The 20,694-nt window shown below is 68.8% G+C and carries 17 protein-coding genes; 7 read left to right on the forward strand and 10 right to left on the reverse strand.

Annotation, left to right across the window (positions count from 1 at the left end; all coding sequences use genetic code 11):
• Window positions 1–129 precede the first annotated feature (129 nt).
• Both ACIGKL_RS11750 and ACIGKL_RS11755 read right to left on the reverse strand, forming a co-directional pair.
• Entirely contained in the window at window positions 130–1,617 is a 1,488-nt protein-coding gene (locus tag ACIGKL_RS11750) for a flavin-containing monooxygenase (RefSeq protein ID WP_397486806.1), read from the reverse strand.
• 79 nt (window positions 1,618–1,696) lie between these two features.
• Window positions 1,697–2,038: a cupin domain-containing protein gene (locus ACIGKL_RS11755; protein ID WP_021444215.1), complete on the reverse strand. Its 342-nt coding sequence runs from the start codon at window positions 2,036–2,038 to the stop codon at window positions 1,697–1,699.
• A gap of 149 nt (window positions 2,039–2,187) precedes the next feature.
• Between ACIGKL_RS11755 and ACIGKL_RS11760 the strand changes: the two genes are divergently transcribed.
• From ACIGKL_RS11760 to ACIGKL_RS11775, 4 genes are read left to right on the forward strand one after another with little or no spacing between them, the layout of a single operon-like run.
• The gene (locus ACIGKL_RS11760; protein WP_397486807.1) at window positions 2,188–3,327 is read left to right on the forward strand and encodes an MlaE family ABC transporter permease; all 1,140 of its coding nucleotides are present in this window, start codon (window positions 2,188–2,190) and stop codon (window positions 3,325–3,327) included.
• Window positions 3,324–4,109: an ABC transporter ATP-binding protein gene (locus ACIGKL_RS11765; protein ID WP_397486808.1), complete on the forward strand. Its 786-nt coding sequence runs from the start codon at window positions 3,324–3,326 to the stop codon at window positions 4,107–4,109. Before ACIGKL_RS11760 ends, ACIGKL_RS11765 begins: the two co-directional genes overlap by 4 nt.
• Window positions 4,110–5,027 carry an MlaD family protein gene (locus ACIGKL_RS11770; protein ID WP_397486809.1) on the forward strand — a complete coding sequence of 306 codons (918 nt, stop codon included), beginning with the start codon at window positions 4,110–4,112 and terminating at the stop codon, window positions 5,025–5,027.
• Complete coding sequence (locus tag ACIGKL_RS11775; protein WP_397486810.1) at window positions 5,024–5,620, forward strand: ABC-type transport auxiliary lipoprotein family protein; 597 nt, start codon at window positions 5,024–5,026, stop codon at window positions 5,618–5,620. The genes ACIGKL_RS11770 and ACIGKL_RS11775 overlap by 4 nt, the downstream gene beginning before the upstream one ends.
• 96 nt (window positions 5,621–5,716) lie before the next feature.
• Here the strand turns inward: ACIGKL_RS11775 and ACIGKL_RS11780 are convergent, their stop codons facing one another.
• The 4 genes from ACIGKL_RS11780 to hslO form a co-directional block, all read right to left on the reverse strand.
• On the reverse strand, window positions 5,717–6,232 hold the full coding sequence (locus tag ACIGKL_RS11780) for an REP-associated tyrosine transposase (RefSeq protein WP_397486811.1): 516 nt from the start codon (window positions 6,230–6,232) through the stop codon (window positions 5,717–5,719).
• 107 nt (window positions 6,233–6,339) lie between these two features.
• Window positions 6,340–8,259 (reverse strand): ATP-dependent DNA helicase RecQ, encoded by a 1,920-nt coding sequence (locus tag ACIGKL_RS11785; RefSeq protein WP_397486812.1) that lies wholly within the window; start codon window positions 8,257–8,259, stop codon window positions 6,340–6,342.
• 213 nt (window positions 8,260–8,472) lie between these two features.
• The gene (locus ACIGKL_RS11790; RefSeq protein WP_397486813.1) at window positions 8,473–10,014 is read right to left on the reverse strand and encodes a phosphoenolpyruvate carboxykinase; all 1,542 of its coding nucleotides are present in this window, start codon (window positions 10,012–10,014) and stop codon (window positions 8,473–8,475) included.
• 158 nt (window positions 10,015–10,172) lie between these two features.
• Window positions 10,173–11,060, reverse strand: a complete 888-nt coding sequence (hslO, locus tag ACIGKL_RS11795) for an Hsp33 family molecular chaperone HslO (protein ID WP_397486814.1) — start codon at window positions 11,058–11,060, stop codon at window positions 10,173–10,175.
• Window positions 11,061–11,281: 221 nt separating this feature from the next.
• Here hslO and ACIGKL_RS11800 point away from each other — a divergent pair, with 221 nt between their 5' ends.
• Complete coding sequence (locus tag ACIGKL_RS11800) at window positions 11,282–12,076, forward strand: phosphatase PAP2 family protein (protein ID WP_397486815.1); 795 nt, start codon at window positions 11,282–11,284, stop codon at window positions 12,074–12,076.
• A gap of 252 nt (window positions 12,077–12,328) precedes the next feature.
• Here the strand turns inward: ACIGKL_RS11800 and ACIGKL_RS11805 are convergent, their stop codons facing one another.
• A complete protein-coding gene (locus ACIGKL_RS11805; protein ID WP_397486816.1) occupies window positions 12,329–12,757 on the reverse strand; it encodes an RNA-binding S4 domain-containing protein in 429 nt (142 codons plus the stop codon).
• Between the two features lie 147 nt (window positions 12,758–12,904).
• Here ACIGKL_RS11805 and ACIGKL_RS11810 point away from each other — a divergent pair, with 147 nt between their 5' ends.
• A complete protein-coding gene (locus ACIGKL_RS11810; protein WP_397486863.1) occupies window positions 12,905–13,342 on the forward strand; it encodes an ATP-dependent zinc protease in 438 nt (145 codons plus the stop codon).
• Window positions 13,339–14,244, forward strand: a complete 906-nt coding sequence (gene rimK, locus ACIGKL_RS11815) for a 30S ribosomal protein S6--L-glutamate ligase (RefSeq protein ID WP_397486817.1) — start codon at window positions 13,339–13,341, stop codon at window positions 14,242–14,244. The genes ACIGKL_RS11810 and rimK overlap by 4 nt, the downstream gene beginning before the upstream one ends.
• A gap of 223 nt (window positions 14,245–14,467) precedes the next feature.
• On the opposite strand, the gene ACIGKL_RS11820 is transcribed toward rimK, so the two are convergent.
• From ACIGKL_RS11820 to ompR, 3 genes are all read right to left on the reverse strand, one after another.
• The gene (locus tag ACIGKL_RS11820; protein WP_397486818.1) at window positions 14,468–18,223 is read right to left on the reverse strand and encodes an EAL domain-containing protein; all 3,756 of its coding nucleotides are present in this window, start codon (window positions 18,221–18,223) and stop codon (window positions 14,468–14,470) included.
• Window positions 18,224–18,409: 186 nt separating this feature from the next.
• Window positions 18,410–19,726: an ATP-binding protein gene (locus ACIGKL_RS11825; RefSeq protein WP_397486819.1), complete on the reverse strand. Its 1,317-nt coding sequence runs from the start codon at window positions 19,724–19,726 to the stop codon at window positions 18,410–18,412.
• A gap of 112 nt (window positions 19,727–19,838) precedes the next feature.
• A complete protein-coding gene (gene ompR / locus ACIGKL_RS11830; protein ID WP_021443583.1) occupies window positions 19,839–20,573 on the reverse strand; it encodes a two-component system response regulator OmpR in 735 nt (244 codons plus the stop codon).
• Window positions 20,574–20,694 lie beyond the last annotated feature (121 nt).

Below are 20,694 nucleotides of genomic sequence, written 5' to 3' on the forward strand. Positions count from 1 at the left end.
GGCAAAGTGCTATGACGCCACTAGGCTCATCCGTGACACAGTCGACAAAAGTGTAGTGGCGCAGTGCCAGGCCGTTAAGCCGCGAAACGGCGCCAGTCGCTGTAGGAAAATCGCCATAGACGGCGCCGTTCAGGAGGGTGCCAGCGCCCCGCCCTGCGCGGCGCTCGGCTGGGAAAACTGCAGGTAGCCGTCCTCCAGCTTGCCGTAGCGCAACAGCGCCAGGTCGAGGGCATAGTTCTGGTACAGCTTCCACGGTGCGCGGTCGCCCTGGGCCGGCAGCAGGTGAGCGGCGCGCTGGATATAGCCGGACTTGAGATCGAGAAAGGGCGCCGGGCGTACATCGCCGGTGCTATCGCGCGGGGTCGCCTGGCGCATGCCGATGGCGTCCAGGTGACGGATCAGGCGGCAGAAGTATTCGCTCGACAGATCCGCCTTGAGCGTCCAGCTGGCGTTGGTGTAGCCCAGGATCACCGCCAGGTTGGGCAGATCGCGCAGCATGATGCCGCGATAGCCCATGCTGCGCGGCGCCTCGAAGGGCGCGCCGTCGACGCGCACCGCGATGCCGCCGAACAGCTGCAGCTCGAGGCCGGTGGCGCTGACGACGACGTCGGCGGGCAGTTCCTCGCCGTTCTTCAGCTGCACGCCGCCAGCGGTGAAGCGCTCGATCTCGGCGGTGACCACCGCCGCCCTGCCCTGGCGCAGCACGCGGAACAGGTCGCCGTCCGGCACGGCGCAGACGCGCTGGTCCCAGGGCTGGTACGACGGGCTGAAATGGCGCATGTCGAACCCTGCGCCGAGCTGGCGCCGCACCAGCCCGAGCAACAGCCGGCGGACCAACCTGGGGCAGGCCTTGGCCAGCTTGTAGAACAGCAGCTGCAGGCTCACGTTGCGCCCACGCGCCAGGCGGTACACCCAGGCTTCCGGCAACACCCGGCGCAGGGCGTTGGACAGCGCATCGCGCTGCGGCAGGTTGATCACGTAGCTGGGCGAACGTTGCAGCATGGTGACCTGCGCGGCGCGCTCGGCCAGCGCCGGCACCAGGGTCACCGCGGTGGCGCCGCTGCCGATCACCAGCACGCGCTTGCCGGTGTAATCGAAGTCCTGCGGCCATAGCTGCGGGTGGATGAAGGTGCCCTGGAAATCCTCGCGCCCGGCGAAATCCGGGGTGTAGCCGGCCTCGTAGCGGTAGTAGCCGGTACACATCATCAGGAACTGGCAGCTCATACGCAGCGGTTCGGCCTCGTCGCCGCGCTGCACCAGCAGTTGCCAGGAGGCGCTGGCACTGCACCAGTCGGCCTCGAGCACGCGGTGGCGGTAGCGGATCAGCCGGTCGACGCCGTGCTCGCGCGCGGTGTCCTCGATATAGCGGCGGATCGACGGGCCGTCGGCGATGGCCTGCGGCTCGCGCCAGGGCCTGAAGTTGTAGCCCAGGGTGTACATGTCCGAGTCGGAACGGATGCCCGGGTAGCGAAACAGGTCCCAGGTGCCGCCCAGCGCCTCGCGCCCTTCCAGGACGGCGACGCGCTTGCCCGGGCACAGGCGCCTGAGGTGACAGGCGGCGCCGACCCCGGACAGGCCGGCGCCGACGATCAGGACATCCAGGTGCTCGATGGACATGGGGGCTCGCCCTGCACGGAGAGTGACAGAGCTTTACCTTAGTCCATCGCGCCGTCATCCCGCCTTTAGTGCGGCCGAGTCAGGCGAAGACGAAATACTTGCGCACCGTCTCGACCACCTCCCAGGTGCCGCACATGCCCGGCTCGACGATGAAGATGTCGCCGGCGCGCAGGTGGATCGGCTCCTGGCCGTCCGGGGTGATGATGCAGTAGCCCTCCTGGAAGTGGCAGTACTCCCACTTGTCGTAGGCCACCCGCCACTTGCCCGGGGTGCAGATCCAGGTGCCCATGATCTTCTTGCCGTCTTCCGAGGTGTAGGCGTTGAGGTTGACGGTGTGCGGCTCGCCGTCCAGACGCTGCCACTTGCAGGCGTCGAGCACGGGAACGGGCTGGGTGTCGCGCAATACGGTGATGGGTTGCATAAGGGCTCCTCGAGCGGGGTGACAGAACCCGTCCAGGCTAGGGCCGCGGCGCCTGGCGCAGTTGTCTGAACTCGACCTGCAACTGCCTGTAAGCGCGCTCGCCGCTAGCCACTGGCCGGGCCAGGCCGGGCAGGGCTAAGCTGTGGGCCATGACCCGGCCCTACCTGACCCCGCTCCAGACCAGCCGCACGGACGCCGCCACCGGCCTGCGCATCGGCGGCGACTGGACGCTGGCCCACTACAGCCACCTCGAACCCCAGGTGCTGGCGCTGCGCGAGCGCCTGGCGGCCGAGACGCCCGTCGACCTGGGCGAGTTGGCGGCGCTGGACACCGCCGGCGCCGCGCTGCTGCTGGAGCTGCTCGGCAGCGCGCGTCTGCGCCAACTGGCGCAGCAGGCCGAACTCGGCGCGCAGCGCCGCGCCCTGCTGCTGGCGGTGGCCGATGCCATGGCCGGCAGCCGCCAGGCGCAACCGCCGCCAGCGCCCTCGGTGCTGCGCGAGGTGCTCGGGCATATCGGCGAGGTGGTCGAGGGCCTCTGGCACCAGGGCCGGGCGCTGCTCGGCTTTATGGGCCTGACCCTGGCCAGCATGCTCGCCATCGCCCTGCGCCCGACGCGCTGGCGCCTGACCTCGCTGGCCGCGCACCTGGAGCAGTGCGGGCTCAACGCGGTGCCCATAGTCGCCCTGCTGACCTTCCTGGTCGGCGCCGTGGTGGCCTTTCTCGGCGCCACCATCCTCGCCGAGTTCGGCGCCAGCATCTACACGGTCAACCTGGTGGCCTACTCCTTCCTCCGCGAGTTCGGCGTGCTGCTTACCGCCATCCTCATGGCCGGGCGCACCGCCAGCGCCTTCACCGCACAGATCGGTTCGATGAAGGCCAACGAGGAGATCGACGCCATCCGCACCCTGGGCCTGAGCCCGGTGGAGCTGCTGGTGCTGCCGCGGGTGTTCGCCATGCTCATCGCCCTGCCGATCCTGACCTTCGTCGCCATGCTCAGCGGCATGCTCGGCGGCGCCCTGGTCTGCGCCCTGAGCCTGGACATCTCGCCGACCATGTACCTGTCGATCCTGCACGACAGCGACCTGCTGCGGCACTTTCTGGTCGGCCTGCTGAAGGCGCCGATCTTCGCCTTCCTGATCGCCCTGATCGGCTGTCTGGAAGGCTTCAAGGTCAGCGGCAGCGCGCAGTCGGTGGGCGAGCACACCACCTCGGCGGTGGTGCAGTCGATCTTCGTGGTGATCCTGCTCGACGCCCTCGCCGCGCTGTTTCTGATGGAGATGGGCTGGTGAGCCGCGAGACCGTGATCGAGGTGCGCGACCTGTGCAACAGGTTCGGCAGCCAGGTGGTGCACCAGCACCTGGATTTCGACCTCTATCGCGGCGAGATCCTCGGCGTGGTCGGCGGCTCGGGCACCGGCAAGTCGGTGCTGCTGCGCAGCATCGTCGGCCTGCGCCAGCCCGATGCCGGCACCGTGCGGGTGTTCGGCGAACAGCTGCTGAGCCTGCCGGCCGAGCGCCGCTCGCAGCTGGAACGGCGCTTCGGCGTGCTCTACCAGCGCGGCGCGCTGTTCTCCTCGCTGACCGTCAGCGAGAACATCGCCCTGCCGCTGATCGAGCACGCCGGCCTGTCGCGCGCGAGCGCCGAGCGCCTGGCGCGGGTCAAGATCGCCCTCGCCGGCCTGCCGCAGGACGCCGCCGACAAGTACCCCAGTTCGCTGTCCGGCGGCATGGTCAAGCGCGCCGCCCTGGCCCGCGCCCTGGCGCTGGACCCGGACATCCTGTTTCTCGACGAGCCCACCGCCGGCCTCGATCCCATCGGCGCGGCGGCCTTCGACCAGCTGATCCGCACCCTCTGCGACAGCCTGGGCCTCAGCGTGTTTCTGGTCACCCACGACCTGGATACGCTGTACAGCATCTGCGATCGGGTCGCCGTGCTGGCACAGCAGAAGGTACTGGTGGCCGACCGCCTGGAGGTGGTGGCCGCTACCGACGACGCCTGGATTCAGCAATATTTTCACGGCCCGCGTGGACGCGCGGCTGCACAGGCCGCCACCGCGGCAGGGGGTGGATAAATGGAACCCAGAGCCCATCACGTGCTGATCGGCCTGTTCACCGTGCTCACGCTGGGCGCCGCGCTGCTGTTCGCCCTGTGGCTGAACAAGGCCGGCGCCGAGCGCGCCTTTACCGACTACGAGGTAATCTTCAACGAGGCGGTCAGCGGCCTGTCGCAGGGCAGCGCGGTGCAGTACAGCGGGATCAAGGTCGGCGACGTGATCAGCCTCGGCCTCGACCCGGACGACCCGCGCACCGTGCGCGCACGCATCCGCATCGTCGGCCATACGCCGATCAAGCAGGACACCCGCGCGCGCCTGTCGATCACCGGCATTACCGGCCTGGCGGTGATCCAGCTGCACGGCGGCAGCCCGGAAAGCCCGCCGCTGCGAGGCGAGGACGGCCAACCGGGCATCATCGTCGCCGACCGCTCGCCGCTGTCCCGGCTGATGGCCAACGGCGAGGACCTGGTGATCAACATCACCCGCCTGCTCAACCGCGCCAACCGCATGCTCTCGCGCGAGAATGCCGAGCGCGTCTCGCGCACCCTGGAGAACCTGGAGCAGGCCACGGCCGGTATCGCCGGCCAGCGCGACGAACTCGGCGCCGCCCTGCAGCAGGCCGGTGCCGCCACCCGCGAAGCGGCCGAGCTGATGCGCACCGCCAACCGTCTGCTCGACGACCAGGGCAGCCAGGCCCTGGAAAACGCCGAACGCCTGATGGCCTCACTGGAGCGCAGCAGCCGCAGCATCGAGCAGTTGCTGGAAAGCAACCGCAGTGCCCTGGACAGCGGCATGCAGGGCCTCGGCGAACTGGGCCCGGCGATTGGCGAGCTGCGCGACACCCTCGGCGCCCTGCGCAGCTTCTCCCAGCGCCTGGAACGGGACCCCACCGGCTACCTGCTGCGCAACGACAGCATCAAGGAGTTCCAACCATGAAGCCTCTGCCCCTGCTGCTGGCCGCCGCCCTGCTCGGCGCCTGCTCGATCCTGCCGCAGAGCGAACCGCTGGACGTCTACCTGTTGCCGGCCAGTCCGCTGCCGGCGCAGCCGGGCGCCGTCGACTGGGCGCTGCGGGTGGGTAGTCCCAGCAGCAACCAGTTGCTCGACGGCACGCGCATCGTCGTGCTGCCCGAGCCCGGCCGGGTCAACACCTACCAGGGCGTGCGCTGGAGCGAGCGCACCCCGCAGCTGCTGCGCGATCGCCTGCTCGACGCCTTCCACGACGATGGCCGCATCCGCGCGCTGAGCAGCGACGCCCAGCGCCTGCAGGCCGACCTGGAGCTGGTCAGCGAGCTGCGCGCCTTCCACAGCCAGTACCAGGGCGAGCGGCCCGAGGCGCTGATCCAGCTCGACGTGCGTCTGGTCGATGCCCGCGACCAACGCATCCTCGCCAGCCGCCGCTTCAGCGCGACCCGGCCGGCCAGCGACGCCTCGGTGCCGGCAGTGGTCGCCGCCTTCGGCCAGGCGGGGGATCAACTGTCCCGCGAGCTGGTGCACTGGACGCTGAGCGAAGGGCAGCGGGGCCGCTGATTAACGGGTGGACAGGGTTGCGCCATGTCCACCTACATCACCCCATCGTAGGGTGGACATGCCGAAGGCTTGTCCACCAATCGTGCGCCGAACGGATCAATCGCCTCCGGGAACCTCCACCTCGATATCCCCCGCCCAAGCCAGCGGATACAGGCCCTCGCGCACCGCTCGGTGGAAACTGGAATAGGGCCAATCGCGCACCCGGCCAACCCAACCGTGCTTGACCGGGTTGATGTGGATGTAATCGAAATGCCGCTGCCAATCGTCCTGATCGCGGATCAGGTGCTCCCAATAACGGCGCTGCCAGATGCCGCGTTCGCGCCGTATGCCCGGCTCGCACGTCACCGGCAGACCGCGGCAGAACAGTTGTTTGATCACCATCCAGCGTTTGGCGAAGTCACTGTCGCCAGGCGGTAGCGTCCACAGGCAATGCATATGCTCGGGCAGCACCACCCAAGCATCGATGGCGAAGGGATGGCGCGCCTTGGTGGTTGCCACGGCACGCCGCAACAAATCGATCTCGCCAGCCAGCAGGTCGCTTTGGCGATCCTGCAGATTGACGGTGAAGAAGTAACTCCCGCCCGGCACCCAGGCCCGCCGGTAGTTCGACATAAGCACACTCCTTGTGCATGCGGATCGTAGGGTGGACATGGCGCAGCCTTGTCCACCGTCGTTCTTCCAAAGTCAGCGATGGTGGACAAGCCTTCGGCATGTCCACCCTACAGCGTCAGCCAATCGCGCACTTCGCCGTAGGGGTAATCCTCCAGCGCGGCGAAGCCGGCCAGCTGGCGCGCCTTGAGCTTGGTGAACAACGGCGTGGTCACGCCGCAGAGAAAACGCGTCAGGCATTCGCGGCTGGGCATTTGTCCGGCGTGCTGCAGGTGCTTTTCGACGAAGGCCGCGCACAGCGCCTGCGCATCGCGCCCGCTTAGCGGCGGCCGGTCTGGCGGCGCCGGCAAGCTGGCGACGCGGCCCTGGCACACCGAACAATGCCCGCAGCGTTCGGGCGCCTGGGCGTCGCCGAAGTACAGCGCCAGGCGCCGGCTGAGGCAATCGCGACTTTCGAACAAGCCGAGCATGGCCTGGATACGGGCGATCTCGCTGGCCTCGTGGGCGCGGAAATGGCCGTGCAGCTGCTCGGCCAGGGCGGCGGGGTCGAATTCGGCGTCGAGCAGGGCATAGACCTCGGTCATCTGCTTGCTTTCCAGCTCGACCCAGCCCTTCTCCTGGAAGTAGTCCAGTGCCTTGATCACCCGCGCACGCTCGGCGCCGTGATCGCGATACAGCACATCGAAATCCAGGGTGAACCAGGTGCGCGCCCGGCGCGAGCTGGAGAGAATCGCCTCGACGAACCGGCGCCGCTCACCCTCGAACTGCGCCAGCAACGCCTCGTCCTCCAGCAGCAGCTTGAAGCGGTATTCGGCGAAGTAGGCGTAGCGCGGGGCGATGATGCCGCACAGTTCCAGCTGTACCAGCAGGGTCTTGAGCGGCAGCGCGCGAATATTGCTGTGCTCGGAGAGCTGGCCCAGCATCAGCTCCCACTGCCCGCCCGTGCCGACCGCGCGCAGGTCGTCGAGCACGGCACGAATCCCGCCGAGCTCCGGGGTATCGCCGTAGACGAAGTTTTCCAGCACGCTGAGGCTGTCGCGGTTGGCCAGCACCAGGCAATCCGAGGCCTGGCCGTCGCGGCCGGCGCGGCCGATCTCCTGGCTGTAGTTTTCCACCGACTTGGGCAGGTCGAAGTGCACCACGTTGCGGATATCGCGTTTGTCGATGCCCATGCCGAAGGCGATGGTGGCGACTATGCACTGCAGCTCGCCGGCCATGAAGCGCCGCTGGATCGCCTCGCGTGCCTCATGCGCCATGCCGGCGTGGTAGGCGCTGACCGCCAGACCGTCGCGCGCCAGGCGCTCGGCGACCTGCTCGGCGGTCTTCTGCTGGGTGACGTAGACGATGCTGGCCTGCTCGCGCCGCGGCGCCAGCCAGTCCTGCAGACGGCGCAGCTTGGCGGCGCCGGGCACCGGCTCGACCAGCAGGTTGAGGTTGGGCCGGTAGAAGCCGGTGGTGACCACGTCCGCTGCGGCGATGGCGAATTTCTCGCGCATGTCGGCGATCACCTTGGGCGTCGCCGTGGCGGTGAGCAGCAGCACCTGGGCGATGCCGAACTGGCGCTGGTAGTCGGGCAGCTTGAGGTAGTCGGGGCGGAAGTTGTGGCCCCACTCGGAGATGCAGTGGGCCTCGTCGACCACCAGCAGGGAGATCGGCACCTGGGCGATGAAATGGCGGAAGCGCTCGTTCTTCAGGCGCTCCACCGAGATCATCAGGATCTTTAGCTCGCCGGAGCGGGCACGGCCCATCACCTCGGCGACCTGCTCGCGGCTCTGCGCCGAATCGATGCTGGCCGCCGCGATGCCATGGGCATGGAGGAAGGCCAGCTGGTCCTGCATCAGCGCCAGCAGCGGCGAGATCACCAGGGTGAGATGGGGCAGGTGCAATGCCGGCAGCTGGTAGCACAGCGACTTGCCCGAACCGGTGGGAAAGATCGCCGCCGCCGAGCGACCGGCGAGCACGGCGCTGACCACCTGCTCCTGGCCGGGACGCAGCTGATCGAAACCGAAGACGCGTTTGAGGGTGGACATGCGCTGTCACTCCATTGACCGCTGATAAGCCAAGTAACCCTAGCTTACGAGGTCGAAGTTGCGTAGGGCGGACATGCCGAAGGCTTGTCCGCCACTAAGGCGCGTGATCCAAAACGGTGGACAAGGCTCCGCCATGTCCACCCTACGACCAACCGCTGCCCATCAATGACAAAGCCGCCCGAAGGCGGCCTTGTCGTAGCGCGCGGCGCGAGCTTAGAGCTGCGGACCGGCGTTCTTGATCGCGGCGCTGACGTCGAACTTCTGGAAGTTGTCGATAAACAGCTTGGCCAGGGCCTTGGCGGCCTCGTCGTAGGCGTTCTGGTCTGCCCAGGTGTTGCGCGGGTTGAGCAGGTTGGTCTCGACGCCCGGTACCGACTTCGGCACGTTGAGGTTGATGATCGGCAGTTGCTCGGTCTCGGTGCCGATCAGCGCGCCGCTCTGGATCGCGGCGATCACCCCACGGGTAGTGGGGATGCTGAAACGCTTGCCGACGCCGTAGCCGCCGCCGGTCCAACCGGTGTTGACCAGGTAGACCTTGGAGCCGAAGGCCTTGATCCGCTTGATCAGCAGCTCGGCGTAGACGCCGGCCGGGCGCGGGAAGAACGGCGCGCCGAAGCAGGTGGAGAAGGTCGACTTGATGCCGGCGCCGCTGCCCATCTCGGTGGAACCGACCAGCGCGGTGTAACCGGAGAGGAAGTGGTAGGCGGCCTGTTCCTCGTTGAGGATCGACACCGGCGGCAGCACGCCGGTCAGGTCGCAGGTGAGGAAGATCACCGCGTTCGGCTCGCCGCCCAGGTTCTGCTCGCTGCGCTTCTCGACATGGGTCAGCGGGTAGGCCGCGCGGCTGTTCTGGGTCAGGCTGTCGTCGGCGTAATCCGGGGTGCGGCTGTCGTCCAGTACGACGTTTTCCAGCACGGCGCCGAACTGGATGGCCTTCCAGATCACCGGCTCGTTCTTCTCCGACAGGTCGATGCACTTGGCGTAGCAGCCGCCCTCGATGTTGAACACCACGCCCTCGCCCCAGCCGTGCTCGTCGTCGCCGATCAGGTAGCGCGACTCGTCGGCCGACAGGGTGGTCTTGCCGGTGCCGGACAGGCCGAAGAACAGGGTCACGTCGCCTTCCTCGCCGATGTTGGCGGCGCAGTGCATCGGCAGCACGTCGGCTTCCGGCAGCAGGAAGTTCTGCACGCTGAACATGGCCTTCTTCATCTCGCCGGCGTAGCGCATGCCGGCGATCAGCACCTTCTTGGCGGCGAAGTTGATGATCACGCAGCCGTCGGAGTTGGTGCCGTCGCGCTCGGGCACGCACTCGAAGTTGGCGACGTTGAGGATCTGCCACTCGGTCTTGCCCGCCGGGTTGTAGGTTGCCGGCTCGATGAACAGGCAGCGGCCGAACAGGTTCTGCCAGGCGGTGGCGGTGGTCATCTTCACCGCCAGGTAGTGCGCCTCGGCGGAGCCGACGTGCACGTGGGAAACGAAATGATCCTGGGCGTTGTTGAACGCCTCGACGCGGTCCCACAGGGCATCGAACTTGTCGGCCGGGAACGGACGGTTGATCGCGCCCCAGGCGATCTGCGCCTCGCTGCTCGGCTCCTGAACGATGAAGCGGTCGGCCGGCGAGCGACCGGTACGGTGGCCGGTGCGTACCACCAGCGAGCCGTTGGCGGCCAGTTCGCCTTCGCCACGGCGGATGGCTTCTTCGACCAGTTGCGCGGCGCTGATGTCGGTGTACACGGCGGTGTTGGCTTGCGTCATGAGGGTCCCCGTCGGCCGCTGGCCGAGTCTTCCGAACGTTGTGTAGTACAGGGGCAACTGCACTACAGCGGTAAAAAAGTCGCGGGAGTATGCCAGAAAAGCGAACTGCTTGGCAGCCTCCGATCCGATAGAGAGCGGCTATCGCCCAGAAAAGTTCATCAATGACGGGTCTGCGACGGCGCCTCGCTGCCGCCGCCGGCGAACAGCTGGGCGATGTCGGCGGCGTCGAAGGCGTAGCGCTCGTTGCAGAACTGGCAGTCGATCACCACCTTGCCGCCCTGCTCGCCGAGCAGCAGCTCGGCGTCGCTCCGGCCAAGGCTGACCAGGGCGCTGGCCGAGCGCTCGCGCGAGCAGCTGCAGCGGAACTGCAGCGCCTGCTCGTCGAACAGGCGCACGGTCTCCTGGTGGTAGAGGCGGTGCAGCAGGGTCGGGTTGTCCAGGCCGAGCAGCTCCTCGGCGGACAGGGTGTCGGCCAGGGTCAGCAGGTGGTTCCAGCTTTCCTGGCGCTCTTGCGGCTCGGTCTGCTGGTGCGGCGGCAGCTGCTGCAGCAGCAGGCCGCGAGCGCGCTGGCCGTCGGCCTTGAGCCAGAAGCGGGTGGGCAGCTGCTCGGAGCTGGCGAAGTAGTTGGACAGGCACTCGGCCAGGTCGACGCCGTCGAGGGCGACGATTCCCTGGTAGCGCTGGCCCTTGGCCGGGTCGATGGTGATCGCCAGCACGCCGTCGGGCATCAGGGCGTGCAGGTCGGCGTCGGCCGTGACCCGCTCGCCGTCGTAACGGGCGATTCCGCGCAGTTCGCGGGCGCTGGAGCATTCCACCATCAGCAGCGACACGGGCCCCTCGGAGCGCGCCTGCAGCACCAGCAGGCCGTCGAACTTGAGGGTGCCGACCAGCAGGGCGGCGGCGGCCATCAGTTCGCCGAGCAGTTGCGCCACCGGCTGCGGGTAGGCGTGCTTGGCCAGCACATGGGCGTAGCTCTCGCGCAGGGCAACCATCTCGCCGCGCACGTCGGTGTCGTCGAAGAGAAAGCGTTGGCTGAAATCGGTCATAGCGCTCTGGCCCTGCCTGGGTCTGCAAAAAAGGCTGGCGATTTTATGCACAAATGCCCGCACAACCAAGGCCCGAGCGTCGCGTGAGGGCGATCACGGAACCGCTGCCGCTCGCTGAACCCCGGCTGAACCGATCGGCCGCCGGCCTTGTGCCGGGCCAACCAGGTCCTAAGATGCGCGCGCCCAGGTAGGGCCGTCATAAGTCTGCAAAGGGACTTCCGATGTCGACCGCCGTGTTCAACCGCCGCTGGCGCCCGCGCGCCCTGCTGATCTGCCACCTCGCCGCCGCCCTGCTGCTCGTCAGCTGGCTGTGGCAGCCGAGCCGCCAACTGTGGGACGGCTTCGACCTGTGGCTGTTCCGCCTGCTCAACGAGCCGGTGCACGCCGCCGGGCTGTGGGCCAAGGTCTGGGCCATCGGCAGCATGCGCCCGGTGGATCTGGGCCTGGGCCTGGTGCTGCTGGCGGTGATGCTCAAGGCCGATCTGGTGTTCACCGGCGCCCAGGTGCGCCGCGCGCTGTTCGCCTTTCTCGTCGCGCTGGTCACCCTGCTGCTGTTGCGCGTGGGCTTCGCCGAGCTGGTCAAGGCCATGGACTGGCAGCGCCCCAGCGCCTCGCTGGTGGTCGAGGGCAGCGCGCGCCTGACCGAGCTGTTCCCCGCCTGGGAAGAGCGCTGGGACATGAAAGACAGCGCCAGCCGCAGCTTCCCCGGCGACCACGCCTCGGTGCTGCTGATCTGGGCCTTATTCATGAGCTTCTTCGCGCGCAACTGGCGCCTGCTGCTGGTCTGGACGATTGCCGTGATCGGCATGCTGCCGCGCCTGGTGGCCGGCGCCCACTGGGGGTCGGACGCGCTGGTCGGCGGCCTGCTGCTGGCCCTGCTGGCGCTGGCCTGGAGCTGCTACACGCCGCTGGCCTGGCGCACCAGCGAGCGGCTGGAACGGGTCACCCTGCCCATCACCGCGCGCCTGGCCAGGCTACCGCTACTGGGCCGTATGAGCATCGTCAGCGGGCGCTGAGCCTGGCGGGCCTACGACCTTTGTGTGCGCACCTGACAGGACGATAGGGCATCTGGACAGTAGGTTGGCGCTGAGCGCAGCGAAGCCCAACGGGGAGCACGCAGTGCTCCGCTCGACGTCCATAACTCGCCGATGTCCGGTCTGGTCTCGGCGTTGCGCCCACTATCGCCCGTTGGGCTTCGTCGCGGGCTCCTCAGCCCAACCTACGGTTGCACGGACCGCCAGGCCAGCGCGTAGGGTGCGCTGTGCACCCTACTCCTCGTCCGCCCAGGGATGGCGCAGGCCGCCGTCCTGCTGTTCGTTGAAGTGCTGGATCTGCCGGCGCTGTTTCTTGCTCGGCCTGCCGTCGGTCTGCACGCCGAGGGCGCCGGCCTTGCGCAGCGCCGCGGCCTGCTCGCGGCGGGCGATGCTCGCCTCGGTCTCGCGATAGAGCAGCTGCGCCTCCGGCGCGCCGCGGCGCACCGCCGACAGCGCCAGCACCACCACGGTGCGTTCGTCGAAGCCGGTGCGCAGCACGTATTCGTCGCCCACCCTGGGCTCCTTGCCCGGCTTGCAGCGCTCGCCGCGGTGGTGCACCTTGCCGCCCTCGATGGCCGCCTTGGCCAGCGCGCGGGTCTTGTAGAAGCGCGCGGCCCACAGCCATTTGTCCAGGCGCACCTTGTCGTCGTCTTTGTCGCTCATCTCGCTCCCGGAAGGATTTCGCATTCGCCACGGGCTGCCTGATGCAGTTGTCACCCGGCGCTACTAGAATGCGCGCAATCATAGGCCGTGTGGGCCGCAGGGGACACTCTCACCTTGAAGACTTTCGACCAGCTCAGCGTGATCGGCCTGCGCGAGTGGATCAATCTGCCCGAGCTCGGCATCGTCGGCCTGCGCGCCAAGATCGACACCGGCGCCAGCACCTCCTGCCTGCACGCCAGCGATATCCAGCCGTTCCAGCGCGATGGCGAGGACTGGGTGCGCTTCACCGCCTACCTCGGCACCCAGGTGCAGCGCCGCCACCGCTGCGAGGCACCGCTGCTGTCGGTCAAGCGCATCAAGAGTTCCAACGGCCTGGCGCAGAGCCGCTACGTGATCCGCACCCACCTGGCCCTGGGCGATCGCCTGTGGCCGGTGGAGTTCACCCTGGCCTGCCGCAAGACCATGCGCTACCGCGTGCTGCTCGGTTCCAAGGCATTGATCGCCGGGCAACTGGTGGTCAACCCGGCGCTCAGCTACGTGCAAGACAAACCCACCCTGCCCTCCTCCGTTCCAGGTGCCCAATGAAGATCGCCGTGCTGTCGCGCAACCCGCGCCTGTATTCCACCCGCCGCCTGGTGGAGGCCGGGCAGCAACGCGGCCACGAGATGCAGGTGATCGACACCCTGCGCGCCTATATGAACATCGCCAGCCACAAGCCGCAGATCCACTACCGCGGCCAGGCGCTGGAGGGCTTCGACGCGGTGATCCCGCGCATCGGCGCCTCGGTGACCTTCTATGGCTGCGCGGTGCTGCGTCAGTTCGAGATGATGGGCGTCTACCCGCTCAACGAATCGGTCGCCATCAGCCGCTCGCGCGACAAGCTGCGCGCCCTGCAGCTGCTGTCGCGCAAGGGCATCGGCCTGCCGGTGACCGGCTTCGCCCACTCCCCCGACGACATCCCCGACCTGATCCAGATGGTCGGCGGCGCGCCACTGGTGATCAAGGTGCTGGAAGGCACCCAGGGCAAGGGCGTGGTGCTGGCCGAGACGCACAAGGCGGCCGAGTCGGTGCTCGAAGCCTTCTTCGGCCTCAAGCAGGACATCATGGTCCAGGAGTACATCCAGGAGGCCGGCGGCGCCGATATCCGCTGCTTCGTGGTCGGCGACAAGGTGATAGCGGCGATGAAGCGCCAGGCCAAGGCCGGCGAGTTCCGCTCCAACCTGCACCGCGGCGGCACCGCCAGCCTGATCAAGATCACCCCCGAGGAGCGCATGACCGCGGTGCGCGCCGCGCGGGTGATGGGCCTGAACGTCGCCGGGGTGGACATCCTGCGCTCCAATCACGGCCCGCTGGTGATGGAGGTGAACTCCTCGCCGGGCCTGGAAGGCATCGAGACCACCACCGGCAAGGATGTCGCCGGGATCATCGTCGAACACCTGGAAAAGTACGCCGAACCCGGGCAGACCCGCACCAAGGGGCGTGGCTGAGCCGCACGCTGCGAACTTCGTAGGGTGGGTTAGCGGCGCCGAATGCCGGTCTTCCAGGCGCAGATGAAGGTCGTGCGCCGCGTAACCCACCAGGCGATAGACCGTGTTACGCCGATGGTGGGTTACGCCGCAGCAAGCACAGCGGGTATTTCAAAAGCCGTGACAGGCGGCTAACCCACCCTACGGGAGCGGCGCTCGGGAGGCGACAATATCTCGCGCCAGCCTAGCGGTGGTGCGCCTCCAGCCAGGCGAGAAACTCCGCTTCGGCCAGCGGCTGGCTGAGCAGGTAGCCCTGGCCCAGCGAGCAGCCGTGCTCGCGCAGCAGCTCCAGCTGGGCGGCGCGCTCGATGCCTTCGGCGACGCATTCGAGGTCGAGGTTACGGGCGATCACCAAGATGGTCTGCACCAGCAGGCGCCCGCTCTCCTCGCCGTCGAGGTCGGCGACGAAGCTGCGGTCGATCTTCAGCCGGTCCAGCGGCAGGCGCTTGAGGTAGGTCAGCGACGAGTAGCCGGTGCCGAAATCGTCGATGGCGAAGCGCACGCCGAGGGCCTTGAGCCGCTGCATGGTGGCGATGCACTGGTCGACGTCCTCCAGCAGCACCCCTTCGGTGATTTCCAGTTCCAGCGAGGCGGGCGCCACGCCATGGCGCTGCAGGCAGGCCTGGATACGCGCCACGCAATCGGCCTGGCGCAGCTCGCGCGGGCTGAGGTTGACCGCCAGCACCAGCTGCGGCCAGTGCCGATGCCAGCGCGTCAGCGCCGCGCAGGCCTGCTCCAGCACCCAATGGCCGACGTCCTGGATCAGCCCGGTTTCCTCGGCCAGGGGGATGAACTGATCCGGGGCGATATCGCCGCGCTCCGGGTGACGCCAGCGCAGCAGCACCTCGGCGCCGGCCACCTTGCCGGTGGCCAGCGCCAGCTGCGGCTGGAACACCAGGTGCAGCTGCTCGCGGGCGATGGCCTGGCGCAGCTCGCCCTGCAGCTGCAGGCGCTGGTCGATGGCCGCCTGCATCTCTGGGGCGAAGAAATGCAGGGCGTTGCGCCCGGCGTGCTTGGCCCGGTACATCGCGGTGTCGGCCTGCTTGAGCACGTCGGCGGCGTTCTGCCGCTCCAGCGGGTGCAGGGCGATACCGATGCTGGCGCTGATCGACAGCTCGTGGCCGTCGATGGTGCAGCTGCCGAGCAGGCCGCGCAGCAGCTTGTCGCCCACCGCCGCGGCGTGTTCGGCGACCACCCGCGGGTCGTCGCCGAGCGCCTCCAGCAGCACCACGAACTCGTCGCCGCCGAGCCGCGCCAGGGTGTCCTCGGCGCGCAGCTCGCGCGCCAGGCGGCTGGTCACCTCGCGCAGCAGGCCATCGCCGATCAGGTGGCCAAGGCTGTCGTTGACCGTCTTGAAGTGGTCCAGGTCGATGAACAGCAGCGCGCCCAGGCTGCCCTCGCGCGCCTCGCGGTCCATGGCGTGCTGCAGGCGGTCGAGCAGCAGGCGGCGATTGGGCAGCCCGGTCAGTTCGTCGCTGTAGGCCAGGCGCTCGATCTCGCGCTGGTAGCGCTGGCGCTCGGAGATATCGGTGACACTGCCGCGGATCAGCAGCTGCTCGCCGGGCATGCGCACCAGGCGCACCTCGCAGGGCAGCTGGCGGCCGGCGCTGTCGCGGTGCAACCATTCGAACACCGGCGCCTCGCCGGCGATGGCGCGCTTGAGATGCACCTTGCCGATCTCCGCCGAGAGCTGGCCGTCGGCCTGACGCAGCGGGCTGATCTCCAGCACCGTCTTGCCCAGCAGCTCCTCGCGGCGGTAGCGGAACAGGCGCAGAGCGTTCTCGTTGAAGTCGACCATGCCGCCCTTGGGGGTGAACAGCATGATCGCCTCGGGCGCGTGCTCGACCAAGGTACGATAGCGCGCCTCGGCCTCGCGTCGGGCGCTGACGTCCTCCACCAGCAGCAGGAACATGCCGGGGCGGCCCTGGCCGTTGCGCACCGCGCGCAGGCTGAGGCGGGTGTGCACCAGCTGGCCGTCGGCGCGCAGGAAGCGCTTGTCCAGCTCGAAGCCGTCGCTGCTGCCGCCCAGCACCGCATCCAGGTGCTGCTGCTCGGCGGCCAGGTCGTCCGGATGCGACAGCTCGTCCCAGGCGCAGCGCAGCAGCTCCTCGCGCGAGCGGCCGAGGATGGCGCACAGCTTGTGGTTGACCTCCTCCCAGCCGAAGGTCGGCGTGGTCAGGGCCATGCCGATCAGCGGCGCCTCGAAGAACAGGCGCAGGCGTTCGTCGCGCTCGCGCAGCTGCTGCTCGGCGCGCTTGCGCTCGCTGATGTCCTGGATCGCGCCGTAGACCCGCACCAGCGTCGTGCCGTCGCGCTCGGCCACCCCGCGCAGGCGCACCCAGCCGTTGCGCGCCGCCAGGCGCGCCTCCAGGTCGAAGTGATCGCGCCCGGCCAGCGCCTCGGCCAGGTTGTCGCGGATCAGCGCCTGGCTGGCGCCTTCGTAGTAGGCCAGCGCCTGCTCCAGCCCCGGCGCGCCGAGGGCCAGGTCGCGGCCGAGGATGCGGTAGCAGCCCTCGCTCCAGAACATGCTCAGGTCGCTCAGCTCCAGCACCCAGCCGCCGATGTCGGCGATGCTCTCGGTCTGGCTGAACAGGTGGCTCTGGCGCAGCATGGCCAGGCGCTGCTGCTCGACCTTGGCGGCCAGTTCCTCGCGCTCGGTGACGTCGTGCTGCAGGCCGACGAAGTGGCTGATGCCCTGTTCGTCGCGCATCGGCGCCAGCACCACCTCGTTCCAGAACGGGCTGCCGTCCTTGCGGAAGTTGCGCAGCACCGCGTGGCCGCTGCGCCCCTCGCGCAGCGCCGCGCGCAGTTGCTGCAGGTCGCGCTGATTGCGCTGGTCGCCGGCGAGGAAGCGGCAGTTGCGCCCCAGCACCTCCTCGACGGCGTAGCCGGTGATGCGGGCGAACGCCGGGTTGCAATAGATCAGCGGCAGGTCGGCCTGGCGCGCGTCGGCGATGGTCACCCCCAATGGGCTGGCCTCCATGGCCAGGTTGGCGCGCGCCAGTTGCTGCTGCATCTGCGCGCTGCGCGCCAGCGCCTGGCGCAGGTCGCCGAGGGCGCGGCCGACCAGCAGCGCGGCGCTCATCAGCAACAGCACGGTGAGTTGCAGCTGGCTGCGTTGCAGATCCGGCTCGCCGAGGCCGAGGCCATCGCGCAGCAGCGGCAGCAGCAGGGTCGCGGCGAAGGCCAGGACCACGCCGTACAGCGCCCCGGCGAAGGCGAACCGCAGGGCCAGCACCAGCATGCAGATGCCCAGCAGCGGCAGGCCGAGCAGCGTCGGCAGACTGCCGAGCAACGCCGCCAGCAGGAGGAAGGCGCCGCCGGCGAACAGCCAGCCCGGCAGCGAGCGGCTGAAGTTCAGCGCCGGCGCGGCGTCCGTCACATCCTCATGCAACCAGCCACGCGCGCGCAGCAGCGGGCTGGCGAAGGCCAGCAGCGGCGGCGCCAGCGCCAGCAGGCCGATGCCGTCGCTCAGCCACACCGCCAGCACGGCCAGCGCCCACTGCTCGCCGGCCTGCAGGCCGGTGAGCCACAGGTTGCCCTGCAGGCCGAAGGCCACCAGGGTGGTCGGCAGCAGCACGGCGAAGGCGAGAAAGCGCAGCAGGTCGGCCAGCCGGCCGAGCGCGGGATCGAACGGCTGGCGCCGCAACAGCCACCAGCCCAGCGCCACCGCGGCGGTTTCCGGCACGGCATAGAGCGGCGCCCACTGCCAGGGCAGGCCCCACAAGGGCGTGCTGAGCAGGGCGTTGAGGTACAGCGCCGGCAACACCCGCGGCCCCCACCACAGGCACAGCACCAGGCCGAGCAGCAGCGGCAGGTAGCACAGCGCCACCCCGTCATCCAGACGGGTGATCAGGGATAACCAGGTTCCCAGGTGGAAAAGCGGCAGCGGCAGCCACCAAGTCCATTTGGGCAGGCGGTCGGATAAGGCGGCGGGCATGCGGGCCTCGAGTCGGTGCGCTGGCACAGCATAGCCCAGCGCCAGAGCCCTCGGCAGCAGATTGCCAGTATGTGTGCCGTGGGCGGACGGATGGGCCGTGGGAGAGGCTTTAGCCGCGACAGGCGCCGCTGAAGCGCCGCCCACTGAGGCCGATGCAGCCGGGGCCAGCCCGGCTATAGGCTAAAACTAGACCGCGCCGCGCGGCAGCAGCAGCCCCAGCGGCAGGCGCACGCGCGCCTCCAGGCCGCCGCCGGAGCGGTTGCGCAGCTCCACGCTGCCGCCGTGCAGGGCGGCGATGCGTTTGACGATGGCCAGGCCGAGGCCGGTGCCGCGCCCGCCGCGGGCGCGGTCGCCGCGAATGAAGGGGTTGAAGATGCTGTCCAGCTCGGCCGGGTCGATGCCGTTGCCGCGGTCCAGCACGCTGAGCACCACGTAGGGCGCGTTGTGGTCGCCGGCCAGGCTGGCGACCACTTCCACGGCGTCGCCGCCGCCATGATTGAGGGCGTTCTCCACCAGGTTGGTGAGCAGGCGCTTGATCGACACCCGGCGCAGCGGGAAGGGCGGAATGGCCTCCAGGCACAGGCGCACGCGCTCGCCGTTCTGGTTGTAGGGCGCCAGCGTCTCGCGCACCAGCTCGGCGAAGTCGGCCTGCTCCACCGGCTCGTCGCGGCCGTCGCGGATAAAGGCGAGGAACTGGTCGAGGATGGCGTCCATGTCCTCGATGTCGCGCACCATGTCCTCGGTCAGTTCGGAATCGCTCTGCATGAATTCCAGCGCCAGGCGCAGGCGGGTCAGCGGCGTGCGCAGATCGTGCGACACCCCGGCCAGCATCAGCTCGCGCTCGCGCGCCGCCTGCTCGACGTCCTCGGCCATCTGGTTGAAGGCACGGTAGACCTCGGCCATCTCGCTCGGCGTGTCGCTGATCGGCAGGCGCACGCTGCGCCCCTGACCCAGCTGGCGGGCGGCGAACACCAGGCGCTTGAGCGGCGCACTGAGCTGGCGGACGAAGATCCAGGCCGCCGCGGTGGACAGCAGGCCGATGCCGAGGAACCAGCCGAGCACGCTCCAGATGCGCTGGCCGCGCAGCGGGTGCGGGTACATCGGCACCCGCAGCCACTCGTCGCCCAGGCTCGGCGCGCGCACCCAGAGCGCCGGCGGCGTGGTGGCGCGCACCCGCACCTCGGTGTCCGGCCCCAGCTCGGTCTGCATCTGGCGCTGGAAGATCTCGCTGTAGGGCCAGTGCTGCTCGCTGGCCGGCACCTTGTCGCGGGGGATGCGCTTGAGCCCGGCGGCCTGGGCGATGTGTTCGCGCTCCGCGGGGTTGGCCGCCCAGTAGGCGCGCAGGGTCAGCGCCGCACCGTGGCTGTACTGGCGGTCGACCAGCACGTCCTCATTCATCATCAGATAGACCAGGGTCAGCGCCTTGGAGAACAGCACGACGATCAGCACCAGCCAGAGGGTGCGGGCGAAGAAGCTTTGCGGGAACCAGAGCGGGGTTTTCATAACGCTTCGATGTAAGTTGGGTTGAGGCGCGCAGCGCTGAAGCCCGACGCCGGGCTATCGGACAGGACGCAGTGGGCGTTGGGCTTCGCTCCGCGCAGCGCCAACCCAGGAATCACTTATTGCCGTCCGGCACGAACACATAGCCCACGCCCCACACCGTCTGGATATAGCGCGGCTTGGACGGATCCGGCTCGATCAGCCGGCGCAGGCGGCTGATCTGCACGTCGATGGAGCGCTCCAGGGCGTCCCACTCGCGGCCGCGGGCCAGGTTCATCAGCTTGTCGCGGGTCAGCGGCTCGCGCGCATGCTGCACCAGCGCCTTGAGCACGGCGAACTCGCCGGTGGTGAGCATGTGCACCTGCTCGCCGCGCTTCAGCTCGCGGGTGGCCAGCGACAGCTCGTACTCGCCGAAGCTGACGCTCTCGTCCTCGCTGCCCGGCGCGCCCGGCACCACCGGCGCCTGGCGGCGCAGCACGGCCTTGATCCGCGCCAGCAGCTCGCGCGGATTGAACGGCTTGGCCAGGTAATCGTCGGCGCCCAGCTCCAGGCCCTGGATGCGGCTGGACTCGTCGCCCTTGGCGGTGAGCATGATGATCGGGATCTGGTTGTTCGCCTCGCGCAGGCGGCGGCAGGCGGACAGGCCGTCCTCGCCGGGCAGCATCAGGTCGAGCACCACCAGGTTGAACAGCTCGCGGGCCAGCAGGCGATCCATCTGCTCGACGTTCTCCACGGCGCGCACGCGATAACCCTGTTCGTCGAAGAAACGCTCGAGCAGGCGACGCAGACGGGCGTCGTCGTCGACGATCAGGATCTTCTCGCCTTCGGCGGCGGGGGCGCTGTGGCTCATGGCAACTCCTTGGCTGAAGCCCGCTCGCGCGCCGCGCGGCCAGGCTGGAATGGCGGCATTATGGCTCAGGCGCCCTGGCGGGCGCTCCAGCCATTGTTAGCAGATTTTTCCCCGAACGGTT

It is taken from the genome of Pseudomonas sp. NPDC077186, from assembly GCF_044543505.1.
Lineage (GTDB): Bacteria > Pseudomonadota > Gammaproteobacteria > Pseudomonadales > Pseudomonadaceae > Aquipseudomonas.

What these genes read in the sequence shown, in the direction of transcription:
- ACIGKL_RS11790 (WP_397486813.1), bottom strand. Translation starts at nt 10,014, where the DNA reads ATGACGCAAGCCAACACCGCCGTGTACACCGACATCAGCGCCGCGCAA.
- ompR (WP_021443583.1), bottom strand. Translation starts at nt 20,573, where the DNA reads ATGAGCCACAGCGCCCCCGCCGCCGAAGGCGAGAAGATCCTGATCGTC.
- ACIGKL_RS11780 (WP_397486811.1), bottom strand. Translation starts at nt 6,232, where the DNA reads ATGTCGAACTACCGGCGGGCCTGGGTGCCGGGCGGGAGTTACTTCTTC.
- hslO (WP_397486814.1), bottom strand. Translation starts at nt 11,060, where the DNA reads ATGACCGATTTCAGCCAACGCTTTCTCTTCGACGACACCGACGTGCGC.
- ACIGKL_RS11760 (WP_397486807.1), top strand. Translation starts at nt 2,188, where the DNA reads ATGACCCGGCCCTACCTGACCCCGCTCCAGACCAGCCGCACGGACGCC.
- ACIGKL_RS11750 (WP_397486806.1), bottom strand. Translation starts at nt 1,617, where the DNA reads ATGTCCATCGAGCACCTGGATGTCCTGATCGTCGGCGCCGGCCTGTCC.
- ACIGKL_RS11820 (WP_397486818.1), bottom strand. Translation starts at nt 18,223, where the DNA reads ATGCCCGCCGCCTTATCCGACCGCCTGCCCAAATGGACTTGGTGGCTG.
- rimK (WP_397486817.1), top strand. Translation starts at nt 13,339, where the DNA reads ATGAAGATCGCCGTGCTGTCGCGCAACCCGCGCCTGTATTCCACCCGC.
- ACIGKL_RS11805 (WP_397486816.1), bottom strand. Translation starts at nt 12,757, where the DNA reads ATGAGCGACAAAGACGACGACAAGGTGCGCCTGGACAAATGGCTGTGG.
- ACIGKL_RS11785 (WP_397486812.1), bottom strand. Translation starts at nt 8,259, where the DNA reads ATGTCCACCCTCAAACGCGTCTTCGGTTTCGATCAGCTGCGTCCCGGC.
- ACIGKL_RS11800 (WP_397486815.1), top strand. Translation starts at nt 11,282, where the DNA reads ATGTCGACCGCCGTGTTCAACCGCCGCTGGCGCCCGCGCGCCCTGCTG.
- ACIGKL_RS11825 (WP_397486819.1), bottom strand. Translation starts at nt 19,726, where the DNA reads ATGAAAACCCCGCTCTGGTTCCCGCAAAGCTTCTTCGCCCGCACCCTC.
- ACIGKL_RS11755 (WP_021444215.1), bottom strand. Translation starts at nt 2,038, where the DNA reads ATGCAACCCATCACCGTATTGCGCGACACCCAGCCCGTTCCCGTGCTC.
- ACIGKL_RS11770 (WP_397486809.1), top strand. Translation starts at nt 4,110, where the DNA reads ATGGAACCCAGAGCCCATCACGTGCTGATCGGCCTGTTCACCGTGCTC.
- ACIGKL_RS11775 (WP_397486810.1), top strand. Translation starts at nt 5,024, where the DNA reads ATGAAGCCTCTGCCCCTGCTGCTGGCCGCCGCCCTGCTCGGCGCCTGC.